Consider the following 15,905-nt stretch of genomic DNA (forward strand, 5'->3'; position numbering starts at 1 on the left):
TGAACTCTTCCGACTTAGTCTTCAAGCATCATCTTTTCCAGTGTTAACGGTTCAATATATTCACCGTCTTTATAAACCCTCATATTTCCACCGGAAATTTCATCAATCAAGACGATACTATTGTCCGGCTTAACCCGTCCGAACTCAAGTTTTATATCATAAAGCTCGAGACCTTTTTTAGCCAGCTCCGATTTGATAATTCCGGATACACGTCTGGTAAGATCCTTAAGAGTAGCATATTCTTCTTTGGTAAGAATTCCAAGCACCTCAAGCCCGTCATCTGTAATCGGAGGATCATTTCTTGCGTCATCTTTGAGCGTAACCTCAACAAATGCATCAAGCGGATCTCCATCCTTTGCATACATTCCATAACGGCGTATGAAACTACCAACAGCTCTGTACCTGCAGATAACTTCAATACCCTTTCCGAACACCTCAGCAGGTTTCACTGTCATACTGGCTTCATCGATTTTTGCATCAATATAGTGAGTAGGGATACCCTGATCTCGCAGTATTTCAAAGAACCGTTTAGTCAAGCTAAGCCCTGCTCTTCCTGCGCCCTCAATGGTAAGCCCAACAGTATTTGCACCCGGATCGAATTTCCCATCCTGCCCGGTAACATCATCCTTGAATTTTAAAAGGTAATTCCCATCTTCAAGCTCATATACATCCTTCGTTTTACCTTTTTTTACAAGTTTCATAAGTGGCAATACCTTTCGGATAAAATGTGAGATTGAAAGATAATAAAAATAATTACAGGGTCTGATGGCATTCAGAGTTAAATATAAATTGCCACAGCAGAAATTCCTCAGTACCTGATGCGTGCCCAGGCGTTACGAAATATTTAAACGATAATTGAAGTCAAATTAATACTGTCGAGAGACGATAGTTTCTATCAGGCGCTGTTCCTGTAAAGTTGAGATCAGCCTTCCGGTCCTCTCCGATCATCGATTCTGTTTCCTGCGAATGAACTGAATTTTTTCGTAACGTTACTATATATATGATCACACCACATAACACCGTTTCCTTTTATTTCATTCTGCGAGGATTACGGTAATGATTAATTTCTCAAGGTACATCTTCTGTTTATTTATCCTGTCATGTTTTTCATTCTCCCTGGCACAGGATTTCAATTACGCTGAGGTTCTGCAGAAATCCATGTGGTTTTATGAAGTGCAGCGTTCCGGTAAACTTCCGGAAAATAACCGTGTTGAGTGGCGCGGATCATCCGCTGTAAACGACTGCGGTGAGGGTGGGGTTGATTTAAGCGGGGGATGGTACGATGCGGGGGATAATATGAAATTCAACTTCCCCATGGCTTCATCCCTGACCCTTCTTGCCTGGGGCGGGCTTGAGTATCCGGAGGGTTATCAGAGATACGGGCAATGGGGATGGTTTCTGGAGAATATCAAGTGGGTAACTGATTATCTGGTAAAGTGCCACAGTGCAAAAAATGAATTCTACGGCCAGATAGGAATTGGAATGGTAGATCACAAGTGGTGGGGTTCTCCAGAAGTTTACCCTCTTGAGAGGCCGGCGTTTAAAATAGATGCCAATAATCCCGGAAGTGATCTGGCAGCCGAGGCTGCCGCAGCGCTTGCATCTTCCTCGATGCTTTTCAGGGGAACAGATCCTGCTTACGCGGATCTTCTTCTTGAGCACGCAAAAGAGCTTTTTACTTTTGCGGATACCTACAGGGGACTGTACCATGAAGCGATCCCCGATGTGGTTGATTTTTACAAATCATGGAGCGGATATTACGATGAGCTGGTATGGGGGGCTGTATGGCTTTACATCGCGACCGGGGATTCGTATTACCTGTCAAAAGCCGAGGAGCTCTATCCTGAGTTATCCAAAGAGCCTCAGAGTACCACTCCGAAGTTCAAGGAGGCGCTCTCCTGGGATGACAAGACATACGGCTGCTACGTTTTGCTCGCTAAAATCACAAACAAAGAGAAATACCATGCGGATGCCCGGCGATGGCTTGACTGGTGGAGCCACGGATATGCAGTACGTCAAGCGGGCGGCAGCAGTTGGAGCAGTGAGGAAGGTATATCGTATACGCCTGGAGGTCTCGCCTGGGTTCGTCAATGGGGACCAATCCGTTATGCGGCAAATACGGCATTTGCAGCCTTTGTCTATAGTGATCTGAAAGATGTTCCGACCAAGAAAAAAGAACTCTACTACAACTGGGCAAAGAGTCAGATCGATTATGCCCTGGGAAAAAATGAACATAACAGAAGCTTCGTATGCGGTTTTGGTGTAAATCCTCCCACAAAACCCCACCATCGAAGCATGCACGGGCCTTACCTCGATGACAACGGCCGCACTCCTGTAGAATCCCGTCATGTACTCTATGGTGCACTGGTAGGGGGACCAGGTCTTGACGGGTCCTACGAAGATGCGCGGCTGGATGCCGTAAAAAACGAGGTTGCCACAGATTACAACGCAGGTTTCAGTTCCGCGGTAGCAAGGCTGGCAAGAGATTTTAACGGTGCCGCGCTTCCCGACTTCCCTTCTCCTGCTGTACGGGATACTGAATACGTGGTAGTTGCAAAAATCAACACTCCGGGAGACCGATTCACAGAGATTGCCGCTACAGTGCTGAATAAAACCACCTGGCCGGCACGCTATGCCGAAAATTTCAAGATAAGGTACTTTGTTAATCTCTCCGAGGTTTTTGAGGCCGGATTCAGTTTATCTGATGTAATTGTAGAATTCAGGAATTGTCATTTATGCAGCAGTGACACACTTGATATAAGTCCCCTCACCCCGTATAACGGAGATACTGCCGTTTATTATATAGAAATCTCTTTTGACGGAGAGTCAATCTATCCGGGAGGACAGTCAGCATACAGAAGAGAGGTACAGTTCAGGATCGGACTTCCTGAAACCGCGCCTCAGAATATATGGGACCCCGCAAACGATCCGTCTTTCGTCAACCTGACATCGCAAGTTGACACTACCGGATGCATGGAGATTCCGGCTTACGAGAACGGAGTGCTGGTGTGGGGAAAGGAACCTGATGGCACCCATTTTGTAATCCCCACGTGGCAGAAGCCGGATTTAAGCGAACCACAGTACAACCCGTCAGGATGGAACAGATCCTTTTTTCAAGGAGTTCCTGTAATAAAAGGGCCAACGCCTGTATCGGCAAGACCGGGTATTTCATCAGTACAAAAGGGAAATTCCCTCGAGATAAAATCCGACATGGAATTGACGTTCAGGATATTTACACTTGATGGCAAAAATGTCCTTTCAGGAAAAATTGTCAGAGGCGAATCCAGATTAATCGACCTGAAAAAATACAGAGGATCTGCATTGGTTATGAGGGCTACTGCAGTGGGTAAAGAATTCTCGCGACGGATAGTGATTCCATGATCACGGGCGAACCACCTTTTATCGTTTTATGCAGTGACTCAGGAACTCAATTTTGAGAGAAAAAGCAGTTCGACAACTTATTACAGACTTTTTATTCACTTACAGGTTTTTTAAGATTTATGGTTTGGCCGGAGGCCCTTTATTGGTGAGCTTACAGCCGCCGTTACTTTCGGTGGAATGCCAGCAGTTGTGACTTCGACAAATTCAAAACAAGCCTGCCGGCAGCGGAATAGACACGTGACTTGGGACTATCTTCATATATATAAGCCTATACCTTAGAAGCTATAAATATGTTTTAATTTACCGCCAGTTCAGCTGCAAAGAGGTTTTTAAATGATATAAATCGTAGGAGAACAGATACTTTTTTAAAATTTTCTATACCGGTATCTTTTTAACTTCCACTTGTGGAGGATCTTTTCCATCAGCTCCAGATCTTTCACTTTGTATTTCAGAAGATCAATATCACTTTTATTTTTCTCAATCTCCCGGTCCTGAGAAACCTGCAGGCCGCCGTTTGCCACAAATGTTCTTACCTTTTCCAGTTCCCCTGCATCGAACCATGCACCGTGATCCCCGCAAATATCAATAATTACCCCTGATATCCTGCCGAAATTACTTCTTACCATGGGCTTTCTGCATACCGGGCATTTTACATAATTTCCTCTTTTCTCAAGGGGCCCTCTGACATATTTCCGTGGCAGCGAGTCATCGCTGAATACGCTTCTCTCTGAAGTTAATATTTGCAGTTCATCGTTACTCAACCAGAGCCCATTACATTTCCCGCAGATACTGACAGTTTCTGTCTTGTATACATGTTCCTGCAGCCTGCATTCACAAACCGGGCAAAGATACTCCTGCCCATCATGATTCAGTACCCTTTCTGCTCCGCAGAACGGGCAGTTTTTCATCCTGCTGTTAAACTGATGTCCGCATGAACACTGGATTCTTATGTTTTGCATGGTTAAATGCTTTTTTATCATTTCATCTCAATTCCCACGGTGTGCGGGTTTACCCTGAACAGATATTTAAACTATACCAATATGCCGGGGGGAATGTAAAGTAGATTGTGGATCGGGATTGTTTAATTTGAACTCTGGCTTATTGGCAATCAAGATTGAAAACTACGCAGAGAACACAAAGGTTGCATAAATTAATCGCCTTGCGATTAAAAGAGTTCAATTCGATATACGACTAAGAAATCAGACCAATTCGATTTGTTTCCTTCTATTTTATACAGTGTCAGGGCTGTTATAAAAAGCAAAACAAATGGCAGGCAAGAAACAAACAGATAGGCCGGTAGAAATTGAATACCTTTATCCAGTAATATTGGAATGCCTTTATAAAGACCTGCATAGATTAAAACTGAACTTATAATAATTGTACTCAGAGTTTGTATCTATTTTTTGTGTACTTTATGGTTTTTTCATCAATTATCATTTCTATTGCAGCCCCTGTTTATAATGCCCTGTAACGGGTTTGCAAACCGCAGGAAGATTTTCGGAACGATAGTGGAGTAAATTTATGCTCTGCCTGTTATGTGTCTGTTGACAATTCTGTTCTTGATTCCCGCCACTTATTACCACAAAAAAGGAATTAAACAATATTTTACCTTTTGACTATACTCCTTATAACCGCCTAATTCATTTTGTAAGGTTTTATCTTCATAAAATGTTCTCATAAATATGAGGAAGATCATTATACTGACAGGAATAAAACTGTAAATTGAACCAAATGCAAAAGGTAAAGGCAATGAACCGAAAAGCATACCTAAATATCCCGGATGTCGCACAATACGATAAGGACCAGTATCAACTACTTTATGATTTTTATCTTTTTGTATACGGACAGTTCCCTCAAAAAACGGGTTATGCAACATTGGCCAAAGTGAAAATACTAATGACAGGAAATAAAGCCCCATTCCAATAAAAGTATAATAAAATGGTAATGAAGATATTTTAAATCTTGAATCTAATCCTGCGACTAAAGGGGTTATAATAATTGCAAAAAGAAAATATGTTAAAATTACTGTTTTATCCCATTTTTTTGTACCTTCCTGTATTTTGCCTCTTTGATTTAACAGTTCAGGAGTTTTTTTGATTAATAAAAAACTGCCAACTAATGAACCAATGATATGGAACCCGATATACAGCCAGGCTCGGATTGTTTCGATTGTACCGGATGCGATGAAATAAACAATTCCAATTAAAATTATCCATCGAAAAGGTGATATAATGGCATTAATTCCAGTTTTTGTCAGTTTGGTTTTTTCAGTCATGGCTTCCTCCATTTACTCCAGGTGGGGACGAGGCGATGCCTTAAACTATCAATTGAACGGTTGACCCAGTATTAGCTCCAGCTCCTGTGCGGAAGATGATGGTTTACAGCAACCGATGATGAGGTGTTTGACGCCATGAATAGAATATCGGTTCCGTTTTTTAACTAAGTCAAGGAAAACGATCTAAACACGAACCGAAACTGTGCCAAAGTAATTTCATTATCTGTAAGGGTTGACTTTCAGAATCAACCTTTGTTATACTCTTTTTTAGTACATTTATCAAAAGGGGGCTTATTTTGCATGCGATAACCGAAAAACTGCAGCTTCATCTGTCCCTTTCATTTCAGATGCTGGAGAATGTCATTGAATCATGTCCTGATATATTCTGGGTAGCACAGGAAGAAAACGAGTCTATCTGGAAACGGGTACTGCACACTCTGGAGAGTATCGATCACTGGATGGTTGATTTCTCCGACTATCATTTCAAATCTCTTTTTGATACATATACAGCAGACATGGATCAGACCTGCTCATCTCCACCTCTTTCAAAAAAAGAATTACTGTCGTATAAAAATCTCATAAAGCTGAAAATTGATCGTTTCTTCTCTGAAATGGATGACGAGCGATTGACAACACACAGTTCAGTTCATCCTGCAACCACATTCCTCGATATTATTCTCAGCCAGATCAGACACATTCAGATGAATATCGGATATTTCAATCAGATTCTAAACAGCAGTGACCTGAAAAGCCCCATGTGGCTTGGGTACAACGAGAATTGATAGTCGAGGCCTGGCTGCGTCCTCAAGAAAATTTTCACTGGCGATAACGAGCGTAAAAAAAAACAGACACTGTGTTAAATCAAATTTAACCCCGTGTCCGGTTATCTGGTTATTTACTGTTTTGCGTTACTTTACGATCAGTACTTCTTTACTGCGTATAAATCCCTGCCCTTCCATCCGGATGATTCTCATACCGGTACCCCTTAATTTCCATGGCATCTAATAATGGCCAAGGCTTAAGCACCTCGTCAACTATAGTCATAATCTGTCTGCCGGCCAGATCAAATGCACGAATCAAAACCCGTCCAGTGGGACTGCAAAGCTTATCATCGCTGTCGCAACAGGACCACTGAGCATATTTACCCGCGGATCATACGACAACGGCACAATAACACAGCATTGAACTATACATATAAAACCCCCCTCAAATGGCTTGCTCCCGGAGGTATATGGCAGTTATATTAAAGCTTAAGCGGTTAATTATTAATAATAAACTTTTTCAAGGGGAGGCAAAATGGGGAAAAAGGGAAAAGTTTTTCTTTGTATTATCAGTCTCGTTGCAGTTTCCAGCGCACAGGAGACACTGAAAAGCCTTGCAGCCAAAATCAACTTCAATATTGGAACGTGCGTCTCCGGCATCTGGTATCGCAATTCTGATCAGCAATACAATGAAGTAATGGCCCGTGAATTCAACACCTTCGTCTGCGAAAACGAGATGAAACCGGATGCGCTTCACGGTACCCGTGGTTCTCCTAATTTCTCGACTGCAGATAGACTGGTCAACTGGGCTATGCAGAATAACTACAAAGTCCGCGGTCATACGCTCTGCTGGCATGCTCAGAATCCTACATGGATCAGAAACAATAATTGGAACCGTCAGCAGGCTCTTGAAGCTTTAAAAGAACACATAACTCTTATCGTGACCCACTTTAAAGGTAAAGTCTATCAATGGGACGTTATCAATGAACTATGGGATGATAACGGGGCCAACCCCCAGATGAGAACTACTAATCCCTGGTTTAATAAGATCGGAGAAGATTTTGTTGATTCAGCATTTACTTTTGCTCACAGGGCTGATCCTGACGCCAGACTGTTCTACAACGATTACAATAACAGCACCATAAATAACAAATCCACAGCCATGTACAACAAAATCAAGAAGATGGTTGAGAATGGCGTACCAATCCATGGTATTGGCTTTCAGGCACACCACACAGAACCTGAGTGGAGCGACAATTTTAAAAACAGCCTCAAGCAGAATATCAAACGTTTTAACGAACTTGGACTGGAGGTTGTTTTTACCGAAACAGATGTCAGAATTACCACCCCCACAGATCAAAGTGAGCTTATCGATCAGGCAAGAATGTATAAAGCGATGCTTGAGGCCACTTTGGAGAGTGAAGGTGCCACAACTTTTATGCTCTGGGGATTTACCGATAAACATTCATGGATTCCGGGAACCTTCCCTGGAACTGGTGATGCACTGATTTTTGACAGCAATTATAAAAAGAAACCGGCCTACGACTCACTTGCTGCAGTTCTTAAAAGAGCACAAAGCACGGCTGTAAAACAACCGGTTAAAAATGAAACTTTATCATCGATGACCATGAGCTGCAACGGTTCCATTTTGAAAGTCAATTTTAACGCTTTGAATACAGGCAAAGCATCACTTAAGCTTTACACTATGAACGGCAATCTTGTTAAGGAATCCGTTATACAGACAGTTGCCGGGCAGAACTACTCACATAATTTTGATATATCAGACATTGCAAACGTTTTTTTTATTGCAAAGGTTATCGACAGTAAAAACCGTGTTTACCAGTCAAAATTAGTGGCTTCAAAATAAGAACTTCCGGAATTAAAGTATCTGCAGTTTTTGTGGCATGCTCCTTCGGGGCATGCCACTTTTTTTTTATGAAGGTTCGGTTCACTTACCAGTATCAATTAAACGCCTGAAAAAGCTTTCATAATTATCAATCGTCCGTTCTATCGAAAAATCCTCAAGTGCACGTTTGTAACCGTTACGGATAAGCTTCTCCCTGAGTGTCTTATCTTTAATACACCTCTCAATACTTGCAGCCAGTTGCTCATGGTTATTATCTGCAAAGAGCAGTCCGCACTCCTCATGCCGGATTACATCTCTTATTCCACCAAAATCAGTCCCCACGACAGGCACTCCATTTGCCATTGCCTCGATCAGTACAAGTCCGAATCCATCGGTAGTAGACGGGAGGACATTGACACTCATGAGCTTATAATAGTCAAGGACTTCATCAGTGCCAACCATACCGGCATAAATAATCTTCTGCTGTACACCAAGACTACGCGCCAAATCATCAAAACAGTTCTTCTCGATACCGACAAAAAGAACCTTATATGAAGGGTCAAGGTGTGTCAGTGCGTGAATCAACTGATACTGTTTTTTCAGGCGTGATACGCATCCGATAACAATATCATCGGGTGCAATACCAAGTCTGTTTCTCAATTGTTCAATACGGCGGCTGTCACTGTTTTTGTATCTGCTGACAGGAGTACCATTATAAATAGCTTCAAGGTGTGACGCAGGATAGCCCTTATCGATGAATATCTTTTTTAATGTATCACTTACAACGACTATCTTATCTGTTCCCCTGATATAGAATTGCCGCTGAATAAAACCGCCATCACTGCGCGGTGGCTGACGCCGGGTATGAACAATTTTGCAGTTGAGCCGGTGAAACCATCGGGCTAATATGGCTGTGTAACGGTCGTAACTCGATTGTGCATTGATAAGTTCAATGGAATACTTTTTAACAACATCTGCAATATGACGTACGTTGTTGAAATCTAAGCGTCCATTGAATACCATTGGTATGACATTTACAGGTGTCCCGCTGAGCATGGTAAACAAAAGGCTCTCCTTACGACATCCCACTACTACGGTATGTCCGCGCTGTGCCAGGCCCTCCGCGAGAAAAGATATCGAATTTGTCGAACCAGCCATGTCTCCCTGATAGGTCAATAGCATGATATTCATAATTAAGGCTTTCTCAAACTGAAGATTACACAATCCATTATAACATCCGTTATAACAATAAGTCCCTCATGGATGCCCATACCAGGCAAACTGCCCGACCGTAACCCGTCCCGTGCCACTTAAGATAATAGTTGCGCCGGAACAGTCTGAACGCATTCCATGTCTACGCCGAATATGCCGGCAGTAACAAACCCGGTGGATACAATGTCACAAAGGTCGACGAGGTTGTTGATCTGGCAGATCAGAATGATTTAATACGTGGTATTGACAATCAGTTACGGCGGTGCCAACGGAAGTTTCAACCAGACACTGGTAGAGGTGCCTATCCGGACGCCTCTACGGATTTGTCTTAATCAGAATACAGCAATACTTTCCTTCTTCACGCAACACTGCTATTTTACTTCTGCAGGCTGTTTTCTGGTTAACACTGCAGGCCGGAAAATGAATTTCTGACCTCCTATTGCAGCCTCTATTAACAGTCCGCCCTGCGAAAACAGGTAAACTTTATCGGCCTTATACTTTGTGGTAGCTTCAGCACCTGCTTTTACGATTACTGCTCCGGCATTTGCCGCAAATCCAATTTTTCCCTTTTTAAATCTCTCCAGACCTTCCTTATCTGCAAACAGCACCACAGCATCAAATGTCTCTCCCCCGATCTGTACACCGATGGTCAATTGCACTATCCCTGCATAGCCAATAAGTTTTTTCTGTTCAAACACTTCTCCCTTTCCGTATGCTCCGCCCACTACAAGCCCGGCTCTTCCCACCGAAGGGAAAATTGCATAACCATAAGCCTGATCCATGGAATGCTTAAACTGAGGATGAGCCTCCTCTATCATTTTTAAAACCGCTTCTACCTCCTGCCTTAATACCCGATTAGTGGAAAGTTCCTTTTTAGCGCCGGTCACCATACCAGCAATCGCATCGACTGGTGATTTTCTATGCTTCCCATTATGAGGCAGGATTTTTCCCAATACAGGTACTTTTGTCATCTGCTTTGCAGCCCACTGCCCCACACCATTTTTTATTGATGATCCCAGGCCGGGATCTTCACGCTTGTCATCAGAACTCTTTTCTTTTGGTTTTTCTGATGCTGGTTGCTCTGTTTTTTCCGGTTCAGGTTCTTTTGGAGCAGGTTTGTTCTGTGGTATTTTCTCCAGTGGTGGAATAAACATGAATTTTGAACCACCCAGTGAGAGCTCTAATAACATCCCTCCCATTGAATAAGCACTGGCCTCCACATCAGAAACATTATTGGTGGCGGTTGCAGCAGCTTTAACCATTACAGCCGAAGCGTTGGCAGTAAAACCTAATTTTCCCCGTTTTTTAAATCTTTCAAATGACTTTTTATTGCTGAAAGTAAGTATCTGGGTAAAAGTCTGTCCTCCTACCTGAACACCAACTGTTATCTGACTCATGGTTGCAAAACCTACAGGTTTACCTCCTTCAAAAACTTCACCCTGTCCATAAGCCCCACCCAAAACAACTCCAGCTCTTCCCACCGAAGGGAAAACTGCATAACCGTATGCTTTTTGCAACTTTTCTTTGAGGTCTTTATGTTTTTCCTGTAATCGATTGAGTGCTGCTGCGACTTCTTCATGAATCGTAGCTTCAAGCATGTCTACCCCCTCTCCCCCCTGGGATTCTCCGGCCAATCGGCTCAGTTCAGCATTGAGCAGCGCATTTGCGATTTTTTAATAAGCAATAGATATACCTGAAGACCGAAAAGACGGGAATCAGTCCGGATTTATATTGAAGATAGGGGGCAAAAAAATTGATCTGCAAAAAAGCAAAATGTTTATTATAATATGTAGTTGAATAATCTTTACATTTTTAGATTCAGATATTCCGTGTTAAGGAGGGTTAAACCAGATGAAAACTTTAAAATATCTCCCTTTCTTTCTCTTGCTGCTCAATATCAGTGTTTTTTCGCAACTGACCAATATAAAAGTGGGTTCATCAACACGGAATATGATTGTTTACGCACCAAGCGGATTATCCAATCCTGCCCTGATAATCCAGATGCATGGCATGAACCAGGACGCTGCATATCAGAAGAATGCATCAAAATGGGAAAGTATCGCTGATCAGCATAAATTTGTTGTGGTGTTTCCCAATGGAAACAATAAATCCTGGGACATATCAGGTGATAACGATATCAATTTCCTGAAAACGATAATCGATTCGATGTACAGCAAGTATAAAATTGATCGCAACCGTGTGTATGTTTCGGGTTTCTCGATGGGTGGCATGATGAGCTATCATGCTGCAAACAAGATGGCAGACAAGATTGCTGCTATTGCACCGTGTTCAGGATATCTGTTTAATAATACTGCAGCCAGTTCAAGAGCGATGCCAATTATCCATATCCATGGAGATGCTGACGATGTGGTAGGATACGGCGGGGTGGCGGGTGTGATGGAAGCCTGGCGCAAACATAATGGATGTCCTGCGACACCACAGGTTACCAAGCCCTATCCGGCAAATAAAGCTAATTCTTTGACAACTAAAACGTATTGGGGCCCCGGAAGAGACAATGTTGCTGTTGTTTTACTTACCAATGCGGGAAAAGGGCACTGGTATTCTCTTGATGCTGCAGCCGGAACTAATTCGAGTGAGGAGATCTGGAATTTTTGCAAACAATACTCACTGGGACAAACCAGTTCCATACCTTTTCAGGGAAACAACCTGAGAGTTACTGATGTGAGGTTTTTAGTGGAGAAATCCATACTGAGAATTGATTTTCCTGGATCGCACTCCAACGTAAATACGCTGAATATATTCGACCTGAAAGGACAACTTGTCAGGAAATTGACATTTGGCGTTGATGACAGTTATAAAAACGTGGATCTTTCCGGAATAGCGGCTGGCGAATATTTTCTGAAGCTTCAAAGCGGGAGTTCCAGGGCTTACATCTCACAAATAATGCTGACGAGACAATAGGAAAGTCACAAGTTGCAAGTTACAACCTTGCCAACAACTGTAACGCAACTGTAATACACTGTACTCACTGTTTTACAGTTGCATTGGGGCCCGGGGATATTGATGGTGTGCCCTCGCTGCTATTGTACCACGACGTCCGCAATTCTCTATATAATGGGAAAGAACTTATCTAACTGATAGCTACTTGCGATCAGCAACTCAAAAAACCCCTACCCTGCTTCTCCTGTTTTCTTTTGCTCTGTAAATTGGTTTATCCGCTTATATCAATGTCCATACATGCTTGCACGTTCGATCACTCTTCCGCTCAACCTTATTACCGGCTTATTTCCGGAAAACAGTGAATTATCCGGGTATAAAAGATGGCTGATCATGTTTTGTATTTCACCCTGTGTGTTAAATTCATACGAACTGATCTGCCTCTGAAAAGATCCAAACGAGTTGTCAAAGCCTATGATTGCAGGACGTTTACTAAACGGAACCTGATTATAGTTCCAGTAATCAGTGATTAAACACGCGACAAGATCATTGACACAAACAATGGCAGTAATTGACGGGTCTGAATTTATCTGATCGACAGCACGTTTTATGTTTGTAAATATCGCGTTATCCCTCAGCAGTGTATCATGCTCATACTTTATTACCGAAATGCGTGGCGCGAGGAAATCATGTAATTGATTTTCAATATTATCTGTAATGTATTTATGATTGAAAGCATCTTTCTCAAGAACAGATTCCAGATAGAAATAATCGTTACTGTATTCCGAAACAGTGAATTGATATACGCTTGCCTCCGGATAGGAGGATAAAGCTTTTTTTAATCCTTTCAGCCGGTTCTGCGACCATGGACTGCCATGAAAAGGAGATATAAAAGCTATATGCCGATGTCCCTTCTCAAGCAGATACCGGCCGACATCATTTCCCGGTATAGTCGAGTAACTTGAATCGAAGAATGTCAACTTTTTATAATGTTTTCCAAACCTTTCCACAGTACCAAGTATTCTGCTGTCCTCGATCCAGGCGGAAACCGGAATATTATATGTTAATAATTGGGAAAGACACGCTGCGGAATTATTCATATGATATGACGATAAAATGATTCCACAGATTCCTGATCTTTTCAGATAGTGATCGAAAGGCATATCTCCGGGTGTAAAAAAACGGGGATTTTCCAGGTAGTCATTATAACAGATAATTTCAATATCTACATTGAACCGCTCCGCTGATGATACTAACATGCGATAAAACGCACGTTCACGTTCAGTTTCAATTTTGACCATATCCCTGCTCAACCCAAACGCTACAATTACAATCCGCTGATTTGTCTTACGCCGGTCGGTGAAAAAACAGTATCGCGCCCCATTGAGCTTAAGTATTCCTTCATCAAGCAAAGTTGAAAGAACTTTTTTTATTGTCGGATAACTTACGTTGTAAGTTGCTTTCAATTGATTTATAGAAGGAAGCGGAAGGTATGTTTTATACGTTCCCTTAAGAATATCTTCTTTGAACTTTCTGAGTGTTTTCTGATATTTCCCGTACTCGAGGATCTTGACATCATTTTTAGAAGCAGTTTTTTCCCCTGCTTTAAAATGACCTCTTCCCCACCTGCTTGATATCAGCCCTTCTCCTTTGAGTACATCGACAGCACGTATCACTGTGACCGGTGAAACATCAAGATATTTTGCCAGTGAGCGAATTGATGGCAGGACACTCTTGTCTGAAGATTTTTCAATTAAAGTCCGGATCTTTGCAATTGCATCCTGCAAAACAGGCGATCTTTTTCTTGCCATAGGATACCAGGCCTCATATTTAATATAACAGTATAACAAAAAATTAATAAATGTATTTATGCTTCTGCCAAACTGCCCTATTGACTACTATATTTTAAACGATTGGCAATATTTCATGGATAGTAACAAGTAAGAATTGAATTGATCAGTGACAGCAATAATTGATTTAAACCGTAAATTCCAATACAGAATGGGGTATACTATGAAATGCAAACTATTAATTGAATGTGTTATGGCAGGGCTCATGATGGTGTCAGTATCTTCTGCAGAACTTAAGCAAATCGGGGCATGGGTTGGAGGCCCCGGAACATATCCTCAACCTACAAAGAGCAATGTTGAGGCATTTCAGACTATGCAGGATCGTCATGTAGACATCATAAGCCTGTTTGTCCTCTGGGATATGAATGACTGGGCCTGGTCAAAACCTTATGCTGATGTCGCTGCTGCCAACAATTCCATACTTCTTATAACATGGATGGCAAACGGGTATACGACAAAAGAGATAATCGACGGCAAAGCGGATGGATATCTGAAAGCTTATGCTGAAGGCATAAAGTCTTACGGTAAAGAAATCTGGCTCCGTCCATTTCATGAGGCAAATGGGGACTGGTATGATTGGGGAATAGCCAAAAGCGGCGCGGGAAATACAAATCAGACACTTATTGATGCATGGAAACATGTTGTAACGATATTCAGAGACGCCGGTGTAACAAATGTTAAATGGGTATGGACTACCAATGCCACCAACAGCGGTTCAGCCACTTTTACCGGATGGTTTCCGGGAGATGACTGGGTTGACATGGTATCAATCGATGGTTATAACTGGGGTACAACACAAAGCTGGTCCAGATGGCAGAGTTTCACCGAGGTTTTTACACCCGCGTACAACGCACTTTCAATCTCATCAAAACCTCTTTTCATCGCCGAATTCTCCTCTTCAGAGCATGGCGGCAATAAAGCCCAATGGATTACCGACATGTTTAATGACATCCCTTCCAAATTCCCCAGAATCTTTGCATTGATGTGGTTCAACCAGAGTAAAAGCGCAGAAGCTGACTGGGCAGTAAATACCAGTGATGCTGCATTAAATGCATGGAAAACCGGTATAGCAAAAATCGGCAATACAAAGACTGCAGGTGATTTTCGCGCTGTAAACAGACAATCCGTTTGGGGAAACCGAAGCGCTCTCTCACTTGGTTTGTCAAATTCGAACAGTACTGTTTACGATTTACGGGGACGGATCATACACAATACAAAAACGCCGGTACTCCCATCTGGGATCTATATGAAGACGATGCCCATGCATTCTCATTGAAGCAAAAGCATACGGAGCTACAGGTAGTAAACAGACCGATGTTCTTGGGGATTTCCGAAGGATAATTGAGGAAAAAAGGACATGATACTACATTGCTCCTTGTAACGGATGGTGTAACCTGGCGTGCACGCGCAAATGACTTGAGGAAACTGGTAGCATTACAGAACCAGGGAGCAATTGCCAGAATCTATACACTCACGATGAAAGATGAACTGATACAAGATCTGGAGCAGTTGAAGATGGATTATAAAATATAGAAGCTTCATTTTTCATTTCTGCAGAGAGTGCTGAAAAATTTGTGTAAACCTCAGAATAGTTGGTGTATGGATTATTTTAACCATTTAACACCAATGGAGGTTTACAGTTATGGCCAGAAAAGAACATGGTAATCCGTTACTGAAACAGC

The 15,905-nt window shown here is 42.3% G+C and carries 12 protein-coding genes; 6 read left to right on the plus strand and 6 right to left on the minus strand.

The features are described from left to right. Positions 1 to 14: 14 nt before the first annotated feature. Complete coding sequence (locus tag GX089_08595) at positions 15 to 701, minus strand: phosphoribosylaminoimidazolesuccinocarboxamide synthase (GenBank protein ID NLP02538.1); 687 nt, start codon at positions 699 to 701, stop codon at positions 15 to 17. 355 nt (positions 702 to 1,056) lie between these two features. On the opposite strand from GX089_08595, the gene GX089_08600 reads away from it, so the two are divergent. Then, positions 1,057 to 3,381 (plus strand): endoglucanase, encoded by a 2,325-nt coding sequence (locus GX089_08600; GenBank protein ID NLP02539.1) that lies wholly within the window; start codon positions 1,057 to 1,059, stop codon positions 3,379 to 3,381. Between the two features lie 365 nt (positions 3,382 to 3,746). Here GX089_08600 and GX089_08605 read toward each other — a convergent pair whose 3' ends face one another. Further along, positions 3,747 to 4,340, minus strand: a complete 594-nt coding sequence (locus tag GX089_08605) for a zf-TFIIB domain-containing protein (protein NLP02540.1) — start codon at positions 4,338 to 4,340, stop codon at positions 3,747 to 3,749. A 617-nt stretch (positions 4,341 to 4,957) separates the two neighbouring features. Further along, positions 4,958 to 5,668 carry an isoprenylcysteine carboxylmethyltransferase family protein gene (locus tag GX089_08610; GenBank protein ID NLP02541.1) on the minus strand — a complete coding sequence of 237 codons (711 nt, stop codon included), beginning with the start codon at positions 5,666 to 5,668 and terminating at the stop codon, positions 4,958 to 4,960. Between the two features lie 284 nt (positions 5,669 to 5,952). On the opposite strand from GX089_08610, the gene GX089_08615 reads away from it, so the two are divergent. Both GX089_08615 and GX089_08620 read left to right on the plus strand, forming a co-directional pair. Further along, positions 5,953 to 6,438 carry a hypothetical protein gene (locus tag GX089_08615; GenBank protein ID NLP02542.1) on the plus strand — a complete coding sequence of 162 codons (486 nt, stop codon included), beginning with the start codon at positions 5,953 to 5,955 and terminating at the stop codon, positions 6,436 to 6,438. Positions 6,439 to 6,952: 514 nt separating this feature from the next. After that, positions 6,953 to 8,284: an endo-1,4-beta-xylanase gene (locus GX089_08620; GenBank protein NLP02543.1), complete on the plus strand. Its 1,332-nt coding sequence runs from the start codon at positions 6,953 to 6,955 to the stop codon at positions 8,282 to 8,284. Positions 8,285 to 8,365: 81 nt separating this feature from the next. Here the strand turns inward: GX089_08620 and GX089_08625 are convergent, their stop codons facing one another. Then, entirely contained in the window at positions 8,366 to 9,454 is a 1,089-nt protein-coding gene (locus GX089_08625; GenBank protein NLP02544.1) for a glycosyltransferase family 4 protein, read from the minus strand. 392 nt (positions 9,455 to 9,846) lie between these two features. Then, a complete protein-coding gene (locus GX089_08630) occupies positions 9,847 to 11,073 on the minus strand; it encodes a lipid-binding SYLF domain-containing protein (GenBank protein NLP02545.1) in 1,227 nt (408 codons plus the stop codon). A gap of 253 nt (positions 11,074 to 11,326) precedes the next feature. Here GX089_08630 and GX089_08635 point away from each other — a divergent pair, with 253 nt between their 5' ends. Then, positions 11,327 to 12,397, plus strand: a complete 1,071-nt coding sequence (locus GX089_08635) for a T9SS type A sorting domain-containing protein (protein ID NLP02546.1) — start codon at positions 11,327 to 11,329, stop codon at positions 12,395 to 12,397. A gap of 263 nt (positions 12,398 to 12,660) precedes the next feature. Here GX089_08635 and GX089_08640 read toward each other — a convergent pair whose 3' ends face one another. Further along, positions 12,661 to 14,184 (minus strand): GntR family transcriptional regulator, encoded by a 1,524-nt coding sequence (locus GX089_08640; GenBank protein NLP02547.1) that lies wholly within the window; start codon positions 14,182 to 14,184, stop codon positions 12,661 to 12,663. 202 nt (positions 14,185 to 14,386) lie between these two features. Between GX089_08640 and GX089_08645 the strand changes: the two genes are divergently transcribed. Both GX089_08645 and GX089_08650 read left to right on the plus strand, forming a co-directional pair. Beyond that, on the plus strand, positions 14,387 to 15,499 hold the full coding sequence (locus GX089_08645) for a dockerin (GenBank protein NLP02548.1): 1,113 nt from the start codon (positions 14,387 to 14,389) through the stop codon (positions 15,497 to 15,499). 65 nt (positions 15,500 to 15,564) lie between these two features. Then, positions 15,565 to 15,756 (plus strand): hypothetical protein, encoded by a 192-nt coding sequence (locus GX089_08650; GenBank protein ID NLP02549.1) that lies wholly within the window; start codon positions 15,565 to 15,567, stop codon positions 15,754 to 15,756. The last annotated feature ends 149 nt before the right edge of the window (positions 15,757 to 15,905 follow it).

The sequence above is a fragment of the Fibrobacter sp. genome, assembly GCA_012523595.1.
GTDB lineage: Bacteria > Fibrobacterota > Chitinivibrionia > Chitinivibrionales > Chitinispirillaceae > JAAYIG01.

Coding starts and splice junctions, on each gene's coding strand:
- GX089_08610 (NLP02541.1), bottom strand. CDS start 5,668: ATGGAGGAAGCCATGACTGAAAAAACCAAACTGACAAAAACTGGAATT.
- GX089_08600 (NLP02539.1), top strand. CDS start 1,057: ATGATTAATTTCTCAAGGTACATCTTCTGTTTATTTATCCTGTCATGT.
- GX089_08625 (NLP02544.1), bottom strand. CDS start 9,454: ATGAATATCATGCTATTGACCTATCAGGGAGACATGGCTGGTTCGACA.
- GX089_08620 (NLP02543.1), top strand. CDS start 6,953: ATGGGGAAAAAGGGAAAAGTTTTTCTTTGTATTATCAGTCTCGTTGCA.
- GX089_08630 (NLP02545.1), bottom strand. CDS start 11,073: ATGCTTGAAGCTACGATTCATGAAGAAGTCGCAGCAGCACTCAATCGA.
- GX089_08645 (NLP02548.1), top strand. CDS start 14,387: ATGAAATGCAAACTATTAATTGAATGTGTTATGGCAGGGCTCATGATG.
- GX089_08640 (NLP02547.1), bottom strand. CDS start 14,184: ATGGCAAGAAAAAGATCGCCTGTTTTGCAGGATGCAATTGCAAAGATC.
- GX089_08595 (NLP02538.1), bottom strand. CDS start 701: ATGAAACTTGTAAAAAAAGGTAAAACGAAGGATGTATATGAGCTTGAA.
- GX089_08635 (NLP02546.1), top strand. CDS start 11,327: ATGAAAACTTTAAAATATCTCCCTTTCTTTCTCTTGCTGCTCAATATC.
- GX089_08605 (NLP02540.1), bottom strand. CDS start 4,340: ATGCAAAACATAAGAATCCAGTGTTCATGCGGACATCAGTTTAACAGC.